This window comes from Acinetobacter sp. TSRC1-2, from assembly GCF_049895885.1.
Classification (GTDB): domain Bacteria; phylum Pseudomonadota; class Gammaproteobacteria; order Pseudomonadales; family Moraxellaceae; genus Acinetobacter.
On sequence record NZ_JAFCTF010000004.1, the window covers coordinates 55,941 to 74,378 of the forward strand.

The following is an 18,438-nucleotide window of genomic DNA, read 5'->3' on the forward strand; positions in this document are numbered from 1 at the left end:
TACCCTCAAACCTAATCATATCAACCTGTTTTTGTGTTTCATTTTGTGTTTTTATCTATTAATATGACACATATCACTTTATAGTAATCGTGAAAAATATTTCTATATATTTTTTCTATCAGTGCATTTCTTTATAGTTGATAGTACAGTTTGTATCCGTTTAACAATTTTTAAAATAGAATATTTAAATATCTAAAAGTTTCATCTCAAATTGTAATTATTTATTTGCCTTAATTTTAATGAATATACTCCAATAAAAAAGCCCTCAAATGAGAGCTATTTTATTTTTCAAAAAATTAAGCCAAGCTTTTGTCTTTTAATGCTTGAAGCATAGTCGAACCCAATTCTGCTGGACTACGAGTATACGCCATACCCGCTTTTTCAAAGGCAGCAAATTTTTCTTCTGCGGTACCCTTGCCACCAGAAATAATCGCACCTGCATGTCCCATACGTTTACCTTTAGGAGCAGTTACACCTGCGATATAACCCACGACTGGCTTGGTTACATTAGACTGAATATATTCAGCAGCTTCTTCTTCTGCCGTACCACCAATTTCACCGATCATAATAATGGCTTCAGTTTGCGGATCTTCTTGAAACAGTTTCAAGCAGTCAATTTGGTTCATGCCCGGAATTGGGTCTCCCCCAATACCAATACAAGTTGACTGGCCTAAACCCAGCTTCGTGGTTTGCGCCACAGCTTCATAAGTCAAGGTTCCGGAACGCGAGATGATGCCAATTTTACCTGGCTGATGAATATGTCCCGGCATAATGCCAATTTTACATTCACCTGGTGTAATGATGCCTGGACAGTTCGGCCCAATTAGACGTGCGTTATTACCATAGGTTTCAAGATAACGTTTGGCTTTTAACATATCTAAAGTGGGTACGCCTTCTGTGATCACTACAATTAAACCAATACCTGAATCTACAGCTTCTATAATTGAATCTAAAACAAAAGGTGCTGGTACATAAATTACAGAAGCATCGGCATTCGTTTCTTTTACTGCTTCATTCATGCTGTTAAATACAGGAAGGTTTAAATGCGCTTGTCCGCCTTTACCTGGAGTTACCCCACCCACCACTTTAGTGCCATAAGCAAGCGCTTGTTCTGAGTGAAATGTACCATTTTTACCTGTGAAGCCTTGTACCAATACTTTGGTGTCTTTATTAACTAATACGCTCATGATTGATACTCCCTTACGCTTTCACTGCAGCAACAATTTTTTCTGCGGCATCCGCCAAACCATTCGCAGAAATTAATTTAAAATTTGATTCATCAAGTAATTTTGCCCCTAACTCTGAATTGTTGCCTTCCAAGCGCACAACTACAGGTACAGTGACATGTACTTCCTGAACTGCTGCAATAATTGCTTCTGCAATCATGTCACAACGCACAATACCCCCGAAGATATTGATCAACACACCTTGCACAGATGAATCTGAAAGGATAATTTTAAATGCTTCAATCACACGGTCTTTGGTTGCACCACCACCAACATCAAGGAAGTTTGCAGGTTGGCCACCATATAGTTTGATGATGTCCATGGTAGCCATAGCAAGGCCAGCACCATTGACCATGCAACCAATATTACCTTCAAGGGCAACATAGTTCAGATCAAATTCGGAAGCTTTCAATTCACGCTCATTTTCCTGAGACTTATCGCGCATTGCTGCGATTTCAGGTAAGCGATATAGTGCATTTGAATCGATCCCCACCTTGGCATCAACACACAAGATATCGCCATTTTCTCGAACTGAAAGTGGATTAATTTCAAACAGGGCAAAATCATTTTCAATAAAAGCTTGATACGCAGCCGTCATAATTTTGACAAATTGGTTGATTTGTCCATCTTTTAAATTAAGGGCGAATGCAACTTCACGTGCTTGAAAAGGTAAAAGCCCAACTAGAGGATCAACTTCAACTTTAATAATTTTTTCTGGGGTTTCTTCTGCGACTTTTTCAATTTCGACCCCCCCTTCTGTAGATGCCATAAAAGTGACACGACGGCTAGAACGATCGACCACTGCACCAAGATACAATTCACGCTCAACCGGATAAACATCTTCACAGACCAGAACACTATTTACCGGCTGACCATTGGCATCGGTTTGATAAGTTACCAGTCGTGTACCAATAATGCCATTTGCATATTCAGCAGCTTCATCACTGGATTTTACGACTTTAACCCCGCCCGCTTTACCGCGTCCTCCAGCATGGACTTGAGCTTTCATCACGGCAAACTTACCACCGAGTTGCTCAAATGCTGCTACAGCTTCTGCCGCATTGGTTGCAAGTACACCCTCTTGAACAGGCATACCATATTTTTTTAATAACGCTTTTGCTTGATACTCATGTAAATTCATCGAATAACCTTTTATTACTTCTTTGCTTTGTTATGACCCACCAATACCCAGACATCCATCAAAGCAGGATTGGCATTTTTTAAAATCTTTCTTATCTTTATTTTTAGATGATTATTCCAATAAAAACAACCATCAAATGTAAAAAGAGCGACCTAAGTCGCTCTTTTACTCATCTTATTTACGCTTACGCTGAATCGCGTGAATCGCTCGACCATCCACTGCCAGTGCAGCTTCATGAACTACTTCAGAGAATGTTGGGTGACCGAAAGTCATCAACTGTAGATCTTCAATTGAAGATACAAACTCAAGCGCGATCATACCTTGGTGAACGATGTCAGACGCAGCAGGTCCAATCACGTGCATACCCAATAAACGGTCTGTTTTTGCATCAGCAACAAACTTAACGAAACCAGCACCCTCACCAGCAGCGAGTGCTCGACCGTTCACAGCAAAACCGAATTGACCCGTTTTAACTTCGTGACCTTTTTCAGTCGCTTGCTGTTCTGTTAAACCTACCCACGCCGCTTCTGGATGTGTGTAGATGACAGAAATGATCGTGTCATAGTTCACTTGAGCAGCATGACCGTGAATACGTTCAACTGCCATCACGCCTTCTTCCATTGCTTTATGTGCAAGCATTGGACCACGTACCAAGTCACCAATTGCATATACACCTTCAACAGAAGTTGCACACCAATCGTTAACTTCAACCAAACCACGTTCAGTCAATTTAATGCCTGAATCATTAGCCAATAAACCTTCAGCATATGCACGGCGACCTACACAAACGATCAACTTGTCGAAAGTTTCAGTTTTGTCTTCACCAGCTTGGTTATATTGAACAGTCACTTCGCGACCGTTGATTTCAGTACCCGCAACTTTCGCACCGATACGGATATCCATACCTTGCTTCGTCAACAGTTTTTGGAAGTCTTTTGCCAGAGCTTTATCAGCCATTGGCAAGAACGCATCCATTGCTTCAAATACAACAACTTCCGCACCCAAACGACGCCATACTGAACCCAGCTCAAGGCCGATAACACCAGCACCAATCACACCTAAACGCTTAGGTACTTCTTGGAATTCAAGCGCGCCAGTAGAATCAACGATTAAGTCTTGATCTACAGGAGCTGAAGGAATGTTAATTGGTACAGAACCCGTCGCAAGAATCACGTATTTAGGCTCTAAAACTTGAGTTTCACCTTCGTGAGAAACAAATTCTACTTTTTTACCCGCAAGCAGTTTACCCGTACCTTTTAACCACTCGATGCCATTACCTTTAAGCAATTGATCAATACCGCCAGTTAATTGATCTACAACCTTGTCTTTACGAGCCAGCATTTTAGAAAGATCAAATTTAACTTCACCGGTAGTAATACCATGGTCATCTAAATGCTGAACGGTATCTTCATAGCGATGTGAAGAATCAAGCAAAGCTTTAGACGGGATACAACCCACGTTTAAACAAGTACCACCCAAAGATGGTTTGCCTTTATGAATACGCTTTTCGATACATGCAACTTTGAAACCAAGTTGAGCCGCACGAATTGCTGCTTCATAACCACCTGGTCCACCGCCAATTACTACTAAGTCAAACTGTTGAGACATTTTTATCTCCAAAAATGGGCTTAGAGGATCGCCCTAAGCCCATGGATTTATTCTTTAGAATTAAAGATCAAGGATAAGACGAGCTGGCTCTTCTAACAATTCTTTAATTGCCACAAGGAAACCTACAGCTTCTTTACCATCGATTAAACGGTGGTCATAAGAAAGCGCCAAGTACATCATTGGTAAAATTTCTACTTGACCATTTACAGCCATTGGACGTTCTTGGATTTTATGCATACCCAAGATTGCAGTTTGTGGCGTATTCAAGATAGGAGTCGATAACAATGAACCGAAAGTACCACCATTAGTAATAGTGAACGTACCACCAGTCATGTCTTCAATGCCTAATTTACCATCACGCGCCTTACCTGCGTAAGCACGAATACCGTTTTCAACTTCAGCATAGTTCATGCGGTCTGTATCACGAAGTACAGGAACCACTAGACCACGTTCAGATGAAACTGCAACACCGATGTCGTAGTAACCGTGATACACGATATCGTCGCCATCAATTGAAGCATTTACCGCTGGGTAGCGTTTAAGTGCTTCAGTTGCTGCTTTAACAAAGAATGACATAAAGCCAAGACGTGCACCATGACGTTTCTCGAATGCATCTTTATATTGAGCACGCATTTCCATGATTGGTTTCATGTTCACTTCGTTAAACGTCGTCAACATTGCAGTGCTTTGCGTTGCAGCAAGAAGACGTTCAGCAACACGTTTACGTAAACGAGTCATTGGAACACGTTTTTCGATACGCTCACCAATAGCAACGCTTAATGGTGCAGCAGCAGGAGCCGCTGGTTTAGCTTGATGACTTGCAACATCTTCTTTAGTGATACGGCCACCGCGACCAGTACCGGTAACATCACCAGCAGCAATACCAGTTTCAGTTAACGCTTTACGTACTGCAGGCGCTTGGTCAGCAACCGGTTGAGCACGTTCAACAACAGGTGCAGCACCCGCTTCAGTTTGTGATGCAGCCTGTTCAACTTGTCCTTCAGATTGAACTGCCTGAGTTTGAGCAGCGCCAGACACAGCACCTTCTTCAAACTGAGCAATCACTTCGTTAGAAAGAACAGTTTCGCCTTCACCTTTAATGATGGTTGCGATAGTACCGTCAGCAGGAGCAACAACTTCTAAAACAACTTTATCAGTTTCAATATCGCAGATCACTTCATCACGTGATACAGCTTCACCTGGTTGTTTGTGCCAGGTTGCGATCGTACCGTCTGCAACTGACTCTGGGAATACCGGTGCTTTAATTTCGGTTGCCATTATTTAGAATCTCCTGATTGTTCAGCTACGATCGCTAATGCGTCATTTACTAGCTGAGCTTGTTGTTTTGCATGCAAATATGGTGAACCACAAGCTGGCGCAGCAGAAGCTGGACGGCCTGCGTAACTGATACGAACTTGTTTAGCAGATTTCATCACATCGTCATAGAGACGCGGTGCGATGAATAGCCAAGCACCTTGGTTTTTCGGCTCTTCTTGAGTCCAAACCACTTCTTTTAGGTTTGGATAAGAAGCAAGTACTTCAGCAATACGTTGTTCTGGGTATGGATACAATTGTTCGATACGAACAATTGCAGTGTTATTTAGATTTTCTGCACGACGTTTTTCAAGTAAGTCATAGTAAACCTTACCGCCACACAGGACTAAACGAGTCACGTCAGCGTGGTTGATTTGATCTACTTCATCAATCACCGTCTGGAATGTACCAGTTGCAAGCTCTTCCAAAGTAGACGTTGCAAGTTTGTGACGAAGCAATGACTTCGGTGAAGTCACGATCAATGGCTTACGGATTGGACGAATCGCTTGACGACGTAAAGCATGGAAAATCTGTGCAGGGGTCGTTGGTGTAATCACTTGCATGTTGTCTTCAGCACATAACTGCAAGAAACGCTCTAAACGTGCAGATGAATGCTCCGGACCCTGACCTTCATAACCGTGTGGAAGCAACATGGTTAAACCACATACGCGTTCCCATTTGGTTTCGCCTGAAGCAATAAACTGGTCAATCACTACCTGTGCACAGTTCGCGAAGTCACCAAACTGCGCTTCCCAAATAATTAAACCGTGTGGAATTGTAGTTGCATAGCCATATTCAAATGCAAGTACGGCCATCTCAGACAAGAGTGAATCATAAATTGCAGTACGCGGCTGGTTCTCTTTGATATGACAAAGCGGAATATAAGTTGAACCATCCACCTGGTTATGCAGTTTCGCATGACGATGTGAGAAGGTACCACGGCCAACGTCTTCACCCGTAATACGAACCATGTAGGTTTCATCAAGCAAGGTTGCATAGGCTAAAGTTTCAGCTGCACCCCAGTTCAATGGCATTTCACCGGTCTGCATTTTTAAGCGTTCATCAATCACTTTCGCAACTTGACGTTGCATCACGAAGCCTTCAGGAAGCTCGCGCATTTTAGTGCCAAGTTCTTTTAAGCGTTCGATTGGGAAAGTGGTATCCCAAACATCTGTGTATTCGTGACCTAAATAAGGGGCCCAATCCACAAACATTTTCGTATTTGGTTCAAGTACTAAAGCATTGGCAACGTGCTTACCGGCTTCAAGATCTGAACGGTAGTTTTCAACCATTTGATCAGCAGCGGCACGATCAAGTACACCTTCTTTAACCAGTTGATCGGCATAAAGTGCACGTGTAGTCACTTTCTTGTTGATCACTTGATACATCATTGGCTGTGTTGCTGCTGGCTCATCCGCTTCGTTATGACCACGACGACGGTAGCAGAACATGTCAATCACAACGTCTTTACGGAATGTATGACGGAAGTCATGCGCCAATTGAGTCACGAAAATCACAGCTTCAGGATCATCGCCATTCACGTGGAATACTGGTGCCTGAATCATTTTTGCGATATCGGTACAGTATTCTGTAGAACGTGCATCACGTGGATCGGAGGTTGTAAAGCCCACTTGGTTATTCACCACAATATGAACTGTACCACCCACGGTATAACCACGAGTTTGTGACATTTGGAAGGTTTCTTGGTTTACACCTTGACCTGCAAATGCTGCATCACCATGTACAATAATTGGCAATACATCATCACCACCGATGTCGCGACGGCGCACTTGACGAGCACGTACCGAACCTTCAACTACAGGTCCCACGATTTCCAGGTGTGAAGGGTTAAACGCCAATGCCAAGTGAACTTCGCCACCTGCTGTCATGACGTTAGAGGAGAAACCCTGGTGATATTTAACGTCACCCGAACCTTTTTTATGAATTGATTTACCTTCAAATTCACCAAAAAGATCTGCCGGGTTTTTACCCATAATGTTGACAAGAAGGTTAAGACGACCACGGTGTGGCATGCCAATCACAACTTCTTTACAACCAACAGAGCCTGCACGCTGAATAATTTCGTTGACCATCGGGATGAATGATTCACCGCCTTCAACACCGAAACGTTTAGCGCCAACGTATTTATTACCTAGAAATTTTTCCAGACCTTCAGCTGCAGTTAAACGCTCAAGGAAATGTTTTTTCTGTTCTGCAGTAAAGTTAAATTGACCTTTCGCACCTTCAAGACGTTGTTGAATCCAACGTTTCTCTTTAGTGTCAACAATGTGCATGTACTCAGTACCAACAGAACCGCAATAAACGGCTTCCATTGCTTCAACCATTTCACCAAGCGTAGCTTCTGCTTTACCGAGTGCAAGGTTACCTGTGTTAAATACTGTATCGAAATCAGATTTAGTCAAACCGTGCGTAGCAAGATCAAGATCAGGCACATCTTCACGTTTTGCCAGACCTAATGGATCCAATTTTGCTTTTTGATGACCACGATTACGATAAGCAGCGATCAATTGTAAAACGCCAATTTGACGACGTTCATGCTCAGAACTTACAGAACTTTGAACAACAGGCTGTACGCGGCTTGAATTGCGACCTAATAAAAGGAATTGCTCACGTACATTGCTATGTGGTTGATCACCTTTAGGGAATTTATCGAAATATTCGCGCCAATCAGCCCCAACTGAGTCTGGTGACGTCAAATAATGTTCATAAAGTTCTTCAATATACGCTGCACTGTCAGCGCTTAGTTCAGTGTCAAGACGCAGTGCGTCAGCAACTTCTTGCATTTGTGGACCCATTTCCTATTGCAAAAACATTTTCAGGATGCTTTTTAAGCGAACCCATGATTAATAATGTCAAATTGGTAACATGACATTAGTCCCCATCAGGCATAAGCCATGAGGCGTTATCACTACATCAGGAATAACCTAATGTGAATAATGAATCATAACGCCCTCATTGGCATCATCACTCATTTAAATACTCGACCGAAACCGAGCAATTTTTTTGCAAATCGACTTAGAAAAAATAACTACGCGACTTATTTTTTCTAAAACGATTAATCTCTATTTATAACCCTTATATACACTCTAAAATGTTGAAAAAATGTACATAAACAAGGCGCTTTTTTTAAATATAACGATGTATCAAATCGTAACATGATATCTAGTTACAATTGATTTTTTTGACACATACCTCTCATAAATTAGCGAAATACATCCTTCCCATTTTCCTTTAACATATGGTGCTTTATTTAATAATTGGTTTCAATGTAGACCATAGTCCCAAGCCAACAATTTAAATACAACAAAAGAGAGCGCAATATTTAAACTGGCCCTCTTTATTCACACCATATGTTAACATTTTAATCTCAACTTTGCAGATTGAAACCTAAGATTGGCACTTTAATTGTCAATTCGAACAACTTAACTACAATCCAATGAAGCTTTAATGTCATTTGGGGTTAATTTTAAACAATTCCAGTCATTTGCTTCAGCGCCAACAAATAATCTCTCCCCCAATTACATACATTTTTTGCATAAATCTATAAATGATTATGATATTCAAAACATAAAAAAGCACACCATAAGGTGTGCTTTTTTATGACGGGTACAGATTAGCCTGCTTGGTCTAACAACATGCTACGGATGTGACCGATCGCTTTAGTTGGATTCAAACCTTTAGGACAAACAGATACACAGTTCATGATACCTTTACAACGGAACAAGCTGAATGGATCATCTAGACGAGCCAAACGATCTTGTGTCGCTGTATCACGAGAGTCAATAATGAAACGGTATGCATTCAACAATGCTGAAGGACCCAAGAATTTGTCCGGGTTCCACCAGAATGATGGGCATGCAGTTGAACAGCATGCACAAAGAATACATTCATACAGACCGTTTAAATGCTCGCGTTCTTCAGGAGACTGTAAACGCTCCTTCGCTGGCGCAGGCTGATTATTGATCAAGAATGGATGAATTTTGTTGTACTGATCGTAGAACTGGTTCATATCAACAATCAAGTCTTTTACTACAGGTAAACCCGGCAAAGGACGAATGGTGATTTCGTTTGGTAAATCGTTAAGATTCCACAAACAAGCCAAACCGTTTTTACCGTTGATGTTTACACCATCAGAACCACAAATACCTTCACGACATGAACGACGGAACGTTAAAGATTCGTCCTGTACTTTCAACGCAAGAAGAGCATCAAGCAACATACGGTGCTTGTCAGTCAACTCAAGTTTAAAAGTTTGCATGTACGGGGCTTTATCCTTGTCAGGATCATAGCGGTAGATATGGAATGTACGGATACCTCTACTCATCTTTATTCTCCTGATTAGAATGTACGTGGTGCTGGTGGAATCGCATCAACCGATACTGGCTTGTAACGGACTGGTTTGTACTCGAGACGATTGTCTGAAGAGAACCATAAAGTATGCTTCATCCATTCATCATCACGGCGACCGTAAGAATAAGTTGGATGATCTGCCGGTAATTCATAATCAACAACAGTATGTGCACCACGACATTCTTTACGCGCAGCAGCCGAGATTAAGGTTGCTTTAGCAACTTCATACAAGTTTTCAACTTCTAGAGCTTCAACACGTGCAGTGTTAAATACTTTAGATTTGTCTTTTAAATGAATGTTGCGAACACGTGGTTCAATCGCAAGAATCTGTTTCACGCCTTCATCAAGCAATGCTTGAGTACGGAACACACCCGCATGGTCTTGAACGATATCACGAATTGCATCAGCAACTTCTTGAGCATTTTCACCCGAAGTTGACTCATCCAAATGACGAATACGCTTTCTTGTATTTTCAAACACAGTGGTCGGAAGCGGTTGATATTCATCACCGTGATGTTTAGTCACGTAATCGATAATATGGTCACCGGCAGCCTTACCAAACACAACCAGGTCAAGCAGCGAGTTAGTACCTAAACGGTTTGCACCATGTACAGACACACAAGAACATTCACCAATTGCATAGAAGCCTTTAACAGGTTTGGTATAGTTACGCTCACCACCATTGCTTGAGTAAACGTCACCACTCTTATCATAACCTGCTTCAAAGTTAGTATCCGAAGCACCTTCAGGAACAACAACTTGTCCATGAATATTGGTTGGAATACCACCCATTTGATAATGGATTGTCGGTACCACAGGAATTGGTTCTTTGGTGATGTCTACGTTTGCAAACTTCTTACCAATTTCAAATACAGATGGAAGACGTTTCATGATGGTATCAGCACCCAAATGTGTCATATCAAGCAAGATATAATCACCTTTAGGACCACAACCACGACCTTCTTTGATTTCCTGGTCCATAGAACGTGATACGAAGTCACGCGGTGCCAAGTCTTTCAAAGTCGGAGCATAACGCTCCATGAACGGTTCGCCGTCTTTGTTACGAAGGATTGCACCTTCACCACGACAGCCTTCAGTCAACAATACACCTGCGCCCGCAACACCTGTTGGGTGGAACTGCCAGAATTCCATATCTTGTAATGGAATACCAGAACGCGCCGCCATACCAAGACCGTCACCAGTATTGATATACGCATTGGTAGATGCACGGTAAACGCGACCCGCACCACCTGTTGCAAATAATGTCGCTTTTGCTTGGAATACCGCAATATTACCGGTTTCTTGGTCAATTGCAGTTACACCGAGTACATCACCCGCTTCGTTACGAATCAGATCAAGTGCGATCCATTCTACGAAGAATTGCGTACCCATTTTCACGTTGCTTTGATAAAGCGTATGAAGAAGCGCATGACCTGTACGGTCAGCTGCAGCACATGCACGTGGAACCGGTTTTTCACCGTAGTTTGCAGAGTGACCACCAAATGGACGCTGGTAAATCGTACCGTCTGCGTTACGGTCAAATGGCATACCCATGTGTTCAAGTTCGTAAACAACTTTAGGCGCTTCACGGCACATAAACTCGATTGCGTCTTGGTCACCTAACCAATCCGAACCTTTTACCGTGTCATAGAAGTGGTAGTGCCAGTTATCTTCTTGCATATTACCAAGAGATGCACCAATACCACCCTGCGCTGCAACAGTGTGCGAACGTGTCGGGAATACTTTAGTCAGGACTGCAACATTCAAACCTGCTTGAGCAAGTTGATATGAAGCACGCATACCTGAACCACCACCACCAACGATAACTGCATCAAAAGTGAGGTGTTGAATGTTTGTATAATCTTCTTTAGGGGTTATTGCGCCCATGATATTTTCCTATCAATTCGCCCAAAAAATCTGGATCGCCCAGATTGCATATGCAAATACAGCAATAATGACTGCTGACGTCAACACTAGGCGTAAACCTGAAGCTGAAGGACCCATTTGACGAGTAGTCACATAATCCGTGAATACCTGCCACATGCCGATCCAAGCGTGTGCGACAAGAGATAAGACTGCCAATAAAGATAAAACCTTCATTGGTAATGTCATCATAAAGCCAAACCATTGTTCGTAGTTAAATCCGCCATTGCAGAGAATCCAACCAAATACCACAACAGTATAAACAGCTAATACAACAGCACTAACACGTTGGATAAACCAATCGCGAGAACCTGAACCCGTAAAACCTGTAGCACTTTTCATTAGAGAACAATCCATACAAATGCTGCGATGATACCAATCGCAGACAAGATCAATGAAATAGTAGCTGCTATACGACCACTTTGCAGCTCTTCGGCAATACCGTTGTCTGCAAGTAAATGTTTAACACCCGTAATAAAGTGGAATATTAAACCGGCTACAAATACCCATACGATGAAACGCACAATGAAGCTACCGAAGATTTCTTGAACTTGAGTAAAACCTTCAGCCGAAGACAATGATTTGTCTAAAAGCCACAAAAGTACCGGTACGAGTAAAAATACGATGACACCAGAAAGACGGTGTAGAATTGATGCAATAGCCACAGGGGATTTTAAGTTTACTTCTAAAACTTGACCCATGGACAAATTGACAGGTCTGTTGCTTTTCACAGCGGGCATCCTGTAAGTAAAAACTCCATCCGGAGTTTGTTGGAATTAATTCGAAGGAAAGCTAGCATTTTTAGGTATTTGCAATATCCAGCAATACCTAAACTTAAAACGACAGGGAATTATAAAACGTGAACTATTAAAATACAAACAATCCCATTTACCTTTTCTGCAAAAAACCATTAAATAAGAATCATTAACACTAATTACTGTACTAAAGTAGACAAAATAGATCTAACAAAACATAGCTATATAATTGGTTTTTATTGATTAAAATACTATTTGATTGATCGTTTTTTGCTTGGATAATTAAATAAATATATTTAGACTAAAGATGAACAAATCATCGCCAAGACTTCTTATCTCTTTAGATAATCACAAATATTAGAATAACGCCCTACATTTACAAAATAAATATGGGGTATTTATTTAAAAATACGTGATAGCAACATCATGAAAAGAAATAACCACTTAGTCTGTGTATAACTCCATATTTCATCCTTCTTATGTTTAGATTTTAAACAAAAAAATGACTTATTCTCACATAATCGCTGAATGAATAAGCATTTATACACTCATAAACAAGTTATTTTTTATCCAAACGAACGATTTTTTAAAGATGATTAATCGCTTTTTATTATGAATAAGAAAACGACATTTTTCTTCAATTAACATGGGTAAGTTATGAGAATTAGAATAGTTTAGTCATATATAAAAATTTAAAAAACCATCCTACCTAGAGTTTTTAACAATTAAAAATTGCCTATAATTCCAACAGCATGCATATTTTTTTCTGCAACTTATCTTTATATGACTTATTATACTGCGTCGATACTGATATTTTCCCCATGGTTACCGGATTATTTTTTGACCAAATCCCTGTGAGAGCGTCTCTTTTTATCCATAAGTATAATTGACAAAATTTCAGTACTCACTAATCTTATAGCAAATTTTCGATCCATCTGATTCGCGCATTAAAAGATGATTACTACGAGTCGGATAAAACATTCACCAGGACAGGAGATCTATTGAATGTCTGAAGCAACTGGCAAAAAAGCCGTTTTACAGCTTGATGGCAAAGAAATTGAATTACCAATTTACAGCGGCACATTGGGCCCAGATGTAATCGACGTTAAAGATGTGTTGACTGCAGGTCACTTTACTTTCGATCCTGGTTTTATGGCAACAGCTGCATGTGAATCTAAAATCACATTCATCGATGGTGGTAAAGGTGTTCTTTTACACCGGGGTTACCCGATCGACCAGTTAGCGACTAAAGCAGACTACCTAGAAACTTGCTACTTGTTGTTAAACGGCGAACTTCCAACAGCTGAACAAAAAGTAGAGTTTGATGCTAAAGTTCGTAACCATACAATGGTTCACGACCAAGTTAGCCGTTTCTTCAATGGTTTCCGTCGCGATGCTCATCCGATGGCGATCATGGTTGGTGTAGTGGGTGCGCTTTCTGCGTTCTATCACAACAACTTAGACATCGAAAATGTTGATCACCGTGAAATTACAGCAATCCGCTTGATTGCTAAAGTTCCAACTCTTGCAGCTTGGAGCTACAAATACACAGTAGGTCAACCGTTCGTTTACCCACGTAACGACTTGAGCTACGCAGAAAACTTCTTGTACATGATGTTTGCTACTCCTGCAGACCGTGATTACAAAGTTGATCCTATTCTTGCTAAAGCAATGGATCGTATCTTCACGCTTCATGCTGACCATGAACAAAATGCGTCTACTTCTACAGTACGTTTAGCTGGTTCTACTGGTGCTAACCCGTATGCATGTATTGCTGCTGGTATCTCTGCACTATGGGGTCCTGCTCACGGCGGCGCGAACGAAGCAGTTCTTAAGATGCTTGACGAAATCGGCTCTGTAGAAAACGTTGCTGGCTTCATGGAAAAAGTGAAAACTAAAGAAGTTAAACTTATGGGCTTCGGTCACCGAGTTTATAAAAACTTCGATCCACGTGCGAAAGTAATGAAAGAAACTTGTGATGAAGTTCTTGCTGCTCTTGGCATCAACGATCCACAACTTGCGCTTGCTATGGAACTTGAACGTATTGCGTTATCTGACGAATACTTCATTAAACGCAACTTGTACCCTAACGTAGACTTCTACTCAGGTATCATCCTTAAAGCGATTGGTATCCCGACTGAAATGTTTACTGTAATTTTCGCTCTTGCACGTACAGTTGGCTGGATCAGTCACTGGTTAGAAATGCATAGCGGTCCTTACAAAATCGGTCGTCCACGTCAACTTTACACAGGTGAAGTTCAACGTGACATCCAGGGTCGTTAATTCTTTAAGAATTTAATGATTTAAAAAACCGCCTCTTTAGGCGGTTTTTTTATGACTAAACACAATTAAATTATTCTTAATACTCTAATGAACCACCTTATTATTTTCAGCTCAGCACAAAATCATGCTTTTTGAGACAGGAATGGAATACAATCCTCATAGGCCTGACACTCCTGCCCACGGGATTTTCTAATAAAATAGTCCTGAACCATCTGCGCCTGCTGCTCAATACCGTACTGTAAAAACAGTTTGCCCTGCTCTAAAACATACTGATATTTACGATCAAATATTGCTTTACGCACTACAGCCAAACCCTGCTGAATTTGCCAGACATGGGTAAGTTCATGAATTAACCAGGACTGTTTAGCTAAAGACAGCTTAGAGAAATCTTCGCACCAGTTTTGAGGATGGAAATAGATATTACCATTGGGACTAATGGCATAATTCTTAATCACCCCGCGATGAGCCACAATTCTGATTGTATCAAGCTGCAAATGTATTCCAAAAACAGATTGCGCAAGTTGTTTTTCACCTTGGGTTAATTTTCGATTCTCAACCTCGAATAACCGATTCAAAGTATGCAGTATAGGCTTCATAAATAATGTCATCTTATCTGGCAATAATCACACATTTTTCGCGTTTTTATTCTCTCATTAACGCTGTAGTTTTTTTGTCTAAATTCGGATTTTTTTTTGTTTTTATCTCAATAAATGTCGCAATTCGTATATAGTATCGAATTGCTAATTATTGATTAAACATCTATTTGTTTGTCGTCGCGTACACAGCGTTGAACCAATAGCCATAATAAATCATCAGTCTGTGTATATATCCCTATAGGTATAGGATTAAGTTGGAATGAAAAGTTTTAAAATTGCCCTTGCACAATTCTCTCCACATATTGGCAATATCGAAGCAAATGCTCAAAAAATGCTTGCACAGGTAAATGAAGCCAAAAAACAAAAAGCTGATTTAATTATCTTTCCCGAGCTTTCAACCGTCGGCTACCCTGCGGAAGACTTATTACTCCGTCCTAGCTTCGCTAAACGTACTCAAAATGCATTTGAGCAGCTTAGCCAGGTAAAAGATATAGTAATGGTCTTTGGTTTTGTCAATCAAACTGACGATGGTCACCGTTATAATGCGGCAGCCGTAATGAAAGATGGACAAGTATTGGGTATTTATAACAAGCAGAACTTGCCAAACTATGGTGTCTTTGATGAAAAACGTTATTTCAGCGAAGGACATCAACACCTTGTTTTTGAATATCTAGGCCATAAATTTGGCGTTTTGATTTGTGAAGATATTTGGTCACTCAATACCGTACATCAATTATCCCAACTAAATGTTGAAACCGCTTTAGTCTTAAATGCTTCCCCTTATGAAGTGGGTAAACCGCAACATCGCCTTACCACCATGAGCGAGCTGGCCAAACAACTGAACATCAATTTGGTCTATACCAACCAAGTCGGTGGTCAGGACGATCTTATCTTTGATGGCACCAGTTTTGTGATCAATAAAGACGGCGGCATTGCTTTACAGGCACCAAGCTTTAAAGAAGATCTTTTTTACGCTGAATATGAAGCTGAACAACAGGCTTATAAAGTTGGAACACTGACTCCCGCTTTAGATACCATGGCTGAAATTTATCAAGGCCTGGTTTTAGCAACCCGTGACTATATTCAACGTTCTGGTTTCCCGGGCGTGATTCTGGGTTTGTCTGGCGGGATTGACTCGGCATTAACCCTCGCAATTGCGGTTGATGCGATCGGTGCAGATAAAGTCCAAGCCGTGATGATGCCTTATACCTATACAGCGCAAATCAGTGTTGAAGATGCAGCTGCACAAGCGAAAAATATGGGCGTGACTTTTGGTATTGCCGAAATCAACCCGATTGTAAACAGCTTCATGCAAACTCTGTATCCTTTCTTTGGTAACAGCCCTGCAGATACGACTGAAGAAAACCTGCAAGCACGTGCACGCGGTACACTACTGATGGGTCTATCGAATAAATTTGGCAACCTTGTATTGGCAACCGGTAACAAATCAGAACTTTCTGTAGGTTATTGCACGCTGTATGGCGATATGGTGGGCGGTTACGCAGTTCTAAAAGATGTGTATAAAACCATTGTGTTTGAACTGGCTAAATACCGTAACAGTATTTCTGAAACCCCTGTCATTCCTGAACGTGTGATCACCCGTCCGCCTTCTGCAGAACTTCGTCCTGATCAAAAAGACCAAGATTCTTTACCTGCGTATGATGTACTAGATGCGATTCTTTATGCTTATATTGAAGAAGATTGCAGCCAGGATGACATCATTGCCAAAGGCTTTAAGAAAGAAGTGGTTGAAAAAGTAATTCGTCTTGTCGATCGTAACGAATACAAACGCCGTCAAGCTGCGATTGGTCCACGCATTAGTCCGCGCTCATTTGGCCGCGAACGTCGCTATCCGATCGTTAATGGATGGACACCGGGTGTCTAAGCAGGACTTTGCTCAACAGTTTGCTCAAGCGCTTATGCTTGAGCAAACTTGTTTTATTAAAAAACAATTATTAGCAGAAAAAAATAATCACTACATCGAAAAGTTTGTTCATCATATTTATACCCATTCCGATCAAATTTTATTAAAACAATTTATTCAGCTTGAATCATTACAAAATGTAGTTCAAAAATATACTTTTGAACTAAATCTAGGTGCGGAAATTTTAGAGTTCATCGGGATGATTGCGCAAAGAATTCATCATCTTGCCATTAATAATCATACTCAAATTAATGAGCTGTTTTCAGATGAATCATTCGAATTATGGATGAACAAAATACTGGAATTAGACCAGTTACGTTACTATATCCAAGATAATTTGCAACATAACCCGCAAGTCAAACTTGTGAGTTTACAGTTAGCCAATCAAATTCTGGAAAGCAATACGCCTTGGCTGGACCATCTACGCAAACTTAATCTGCATAAACACGGATTGGGTTCCAAAATACTCAGTTTTATTCAAGACCAACAACAAAATATTGAACTTAAACTTGAGCAACAACTTGCCCAAACGCTAGTTAAACAATTGGGCAATATCATTTTATTACCCAATGAAGAACTGGCTGATATCAGCCTACATTTATGGAATGATATTAAACAAAAAACCTTAAAAGAAATCTTCTCGCAACTCCAAGCCATCGACTTTGAAGAATTTTTCATATTGGTTTATGAAACATGGCGACAGTTGCGACAAGGCGAATATTTGCAACAGGTGATTTTGGATGTTGTGGCCGTTTTTTATGATTATTTTGCTGACTATAATTTACAAGAATTATTGCACTCCGTTGGACTAGATGAAGATGATTTGCATCAAGAGGCGCTGCGTTTCTTGCCGCATACTATTCAGGCTCTAGAAGAACAAGGCTTACTCGAGGGGATTCTGCAGCAGTTGATCTCACCTTTCTATTTAAGCGAAACAACCCATCAATTTATTGAGCAGTATATCCAAGATAATTTGTAATCTTTCTCTTGTATTTTTTATTTGACATCAACCTATACTTTTTGACCCACAAAAAAAGAGACCATGCTGAGAGCATGGTCTATAAAAATGGTGGCTATGACGGGACTTGAACCTGTGACCCCCGCATTATGAGTGCGGTGCTCTAACCAACTGAGCTACATAGCCATAAACTGTGTGCGCATTATCTAAATTTCAGTGAGTAGCGTCAAGCCCTGCATTTTACAAGTGTTCAGTCTTTAAGCGATTTAAAAGCTTTCAATCAATATTTAAACAAAAGCAGCTTTTCTTCATGTTATTTTTCCTATTATCTGCTCAAAT

13 protein-coding genes and 1 tRNA gene are annotated in these 18,438 nt (G+C 40.8%); 3 read left to right on the forward strand and 11 right to left on the reverse strand.

Annotated elements, in window-relative coordinates:
• Window positions 1–296: 296 nt before the first annotated feature.
• The 9 genes from sucD to sdhC all read right to left on the reverse strand — a co-directional run bounded on the left by sucD (window position 297) and on the right by sdhC (window position 12,323).
• Entirely contained in the window at window positions 297–1,187 is an 891-nt protein-coding gene (gene sucD / locus ACP69Y_RS06005; RefSeq protein ID WP_425917029.1) for a succinate--CoA ligase subunit alpha, read from the reverse strand.
• 13 nt (window positions 1,188–1,200) lie between these two features.
• Window positions 1,201–2,367: an ADP-forming succinate--CoA ligase subunit beta gene (gene sucC, locus ACP69Y_RS06010; RefSeq protein WP_425917031.1), complete on the reverse strand. Its 1,167-nt coding sequence runs from the start codon at window positions 2,365–2,367 to the stop codon at window positions 1,201–1,203.
• A gap of 174 nt (window positions 2,368–2,541) precedes the next feature.
• Window positions 2,542–3,975, reverse strand: a complete 1,434-nt coding sequence (lpdA, locus tag ACP69Y_RS06015; RefSeq protein WP_425917033.1) for a dihydrolipoyl dehydrogenase — start codon at window positions 3,973–3,975, stop codon at window positions 2,542–2,544.
• Between the two features lie 60 nt (window positions 3,976–4,035).
• Complete coding sequence (gene odhB / locus ACP69Y_RS06020) at window positions 4,036–5,253, reverse strand: 2-oxoglutarate dehydrogenase complex dihydrolipoyllysine-residue succinyltransferase (RefSeq protein ID WP_425917035.1); 1,218 nt, start codon at window positions 5,251–5,253, stop codon at window positions 4,036–4,038.
• The gene (locus ACP69Y_RS06025; RefSeq protein WP_425917037.1) at window positions 5,253–8,093 is read right to left on the reverse strand and encodes a 2-oxoglutarate dehydrogenase E1 component; all 2,841 of its coding nucleotides are present in this window, start codon (window positions 8,091–8,093) and stop codon (window positions 5,253–5,255) included. Before ACP69Y_RS06025 ends, odhB begins: the two co-directional genes overlap by 1 nt.
• Window positions 8,094–8,923: 830 nt before the next feature.
• Window positions 8,924–9,634, reverse strand: coding sequence for a succinate dehydrogenase iron-sulfur subunit (locus ACP69Y_RS06030; protein ID WP_425917039.1), 711 nt, complete (start codon window positions 9,632–9,634; stop codon window positions 8,924–8,926).
• 14 nt (window positions 9,635–9,648) lie between these two features.
• Window positions 9,649–11,547 carry an FAD-binding protein gene (locus ACP69Y_RS06035; protein WP_425917041.1) on the reverse strand — a complete coding sequence of 633 codons (1,899 nt, stop codon included), beginning with the start codon at window positions 11,545–11,547 and terminating at the stop codon, window positions 9,649–9,651.
• Window positions 11,548–11,559: 12 nt separating this feature from the next.
• The gene (gene sdhD, locus ACP69Y_RS06040) at window positions 11,560–11,925 is read right to left on the reverse strand and encodes a succinate dehydrogenase, hydrophobic membrane anchor protein (protein WP_425917043.1); all 366 of its coding nucleotides are present in this window, start codon (window positions 11,923–11,925) and stop codon (window positions 11,560–11,562) included.
• The gene (gene sdhC, locus ACP69Y_RS06045; protein ID WP_425917045.1) at window positions 11,925–12,323 is read right to left on the reverse strand and encodes a succinate dehydrogenase, cytochrome b556 subunit; all 399 of its coding nucleotides are present in this window, start codon (window positions 12,321–12,323) and stop codon (window positions 11,925–11,927) included. The genes sdhD and sdhC overlap by 1 nt, the downstream gene beginning before the upstream one ends.
• Window positions 12,324–13,343: 1,020 nt before the next feature.
• Here sdhC and gltA point away from each other — a divergent pair.
• Window positions 13,344–14,621, forward strand: a complete 1,278-nt coding sequence (gene gltA, locus ACP69Y_RS06050) for a citrate synthase (RefSeq protein WP_425917047.1) — start codon at window positions 13,344–13,346, stop codon at window positions 14,619–14,621.
• Between the two features lie 122 nt (window positions 14,622–14,743).
• Here the strand turns inward: gltA and ACP69Y_RS06055 are convergent, their stop codons facing one another.
• Window positions 14,744–15,229 (reverse strand): type IV secretion protein Rhs, encoded by a 486-nt coding sequence (locus ACP69Y_RS06055; protein WP_425917049.1) that lies wholly within the window; start codon window positions 15,227–15,229, stop codon window positions 14,744–14,746.
• Window positions 15,230–15,476: 247 nt separating this feature from the next.
• Here ACP69Y_RS06055 and ACP69Y_RS06060 point away from each other — a divergent pair, with 247 nt between their 5' ends.
• On the forward strand, window positions 15,477–17,102 hold the full coding sequence (locus tag ACP69Y_RS06060) for an NAD+ synthase (protein WP_425917051.1): 1,626 nt from the start codon (window positions 15,477–15,479) through the stop codon (window positions 17,100–17,102).
• Window positions 17,095–18,120, forward strand: coding sequence for a hypothetical protein (locus tag ACP69Y_RS06065; RefSeq protein ID WP_425917053.1), 1,026 nt, complete (start codon window positions 17,095–17,097; stop codon window positions 18,118–18,120). Before ACP69Y_RS06060 ends, ACP69Y_RS06065 begins: the two co-directional genes overlap by 8 nt.
• 88 nt (window positions 18,121–18,208) lie before the next feature.
• On the opposite strand, the gene ACP69Y_RS06070 is transcribed toward ACP69Y_RS06065, so the two are convergent.
• Window positions 18,209–18,285: transfer RNA gene (locus tag ACP69Y_RS06070), tRNA-Met, on the reverse strand.
• Window positions 18,286–18,438: the final 153 nt, after the last annotated feature.

Bases quoted from the DNA above. Each gene is read 5' to 3' on its own strand.
- sucD (WP_425917029.1), bottom strand. From the start codon at position 1,187: ATGAGCGTATTAGTTAATAAAGACACCAAAGTATTGGTACAAGGCTTC.
- sucC (WP_425917031.1), bottom strand. From the start codon at position 2,367: ATGAATTTACATGAGTATCAAGCAAAAGCGTTATTAAAAAAATATGGT.
- lpdA (WP_425917033.1), bottom strand. From the start codon at position 3,975: ATGTCTCAACAGTTTGACTTAGTAGTAATTGGCGGTGGACCAGGTGGT.
- odhB (WP_425917035.1), bottom strand. From the start codon at position 5,253: ATGGCAACCGAAATTAAAGCACCGGTATTCCCAGAGTCAGTTGCAGAC.
- ACP69Y_RS06025 (WP_425917037.1), bottom strand. From the start codon at position 8,093: ATGCAAGAAGTTGCTGACGCACTGCGTCTTGACACTGAACTAAGCGCT.
- ACP69Y_RS06030 (WP_425917039.1), bottom strand. From the start codon at position 9,634: ATGAGTAGAGGTATCCGTACATTCCATATCTACCGCTATGATCCTGAC.
- ACP69Y_RS06035 (WP_425917041.1), bottom strand. From the start codon at position 11,547: ATGGGCGCAATAACCCCTAAAGAAGATTATACAAACATTCAACACCTC.
- sdhD (WP_425917043.1), bottom strand. From the start codon at position 11,925: ATGAAAAGTGCTACAGGTTTTACGGGTTCAGGTTCTCGCGATTGGTTT.
- sdhC (WP_425917045.1), bottom strand. From the start codon at position 12,323: ATGCCCGCTGTGAAAAGCAACAGACCTGTCAATTTGTCCATGGGTCAA.
- gltA (WP_425917047.1), top strand. From the start codon at position 13,344: ATGTCTGAAGCAACTGGCAAAAAAGCCGTTTTACAGCTTGATGGCAAA.
- ACP69Y_RS06055 (WP_425917049.1), bottom strand. From the start codon at position 15,229: ATGACATTATTTATGAAGCCTATACTGCATACTTTGAATCGGTTATTC.
- ACP69Y_RS06060 (WP_425917051.1), top strand. From the start codon at position 15,477: ATGAAAAGTTTTAAAATTGCCCTTGCACAATTCTCTCCACATATTGGC.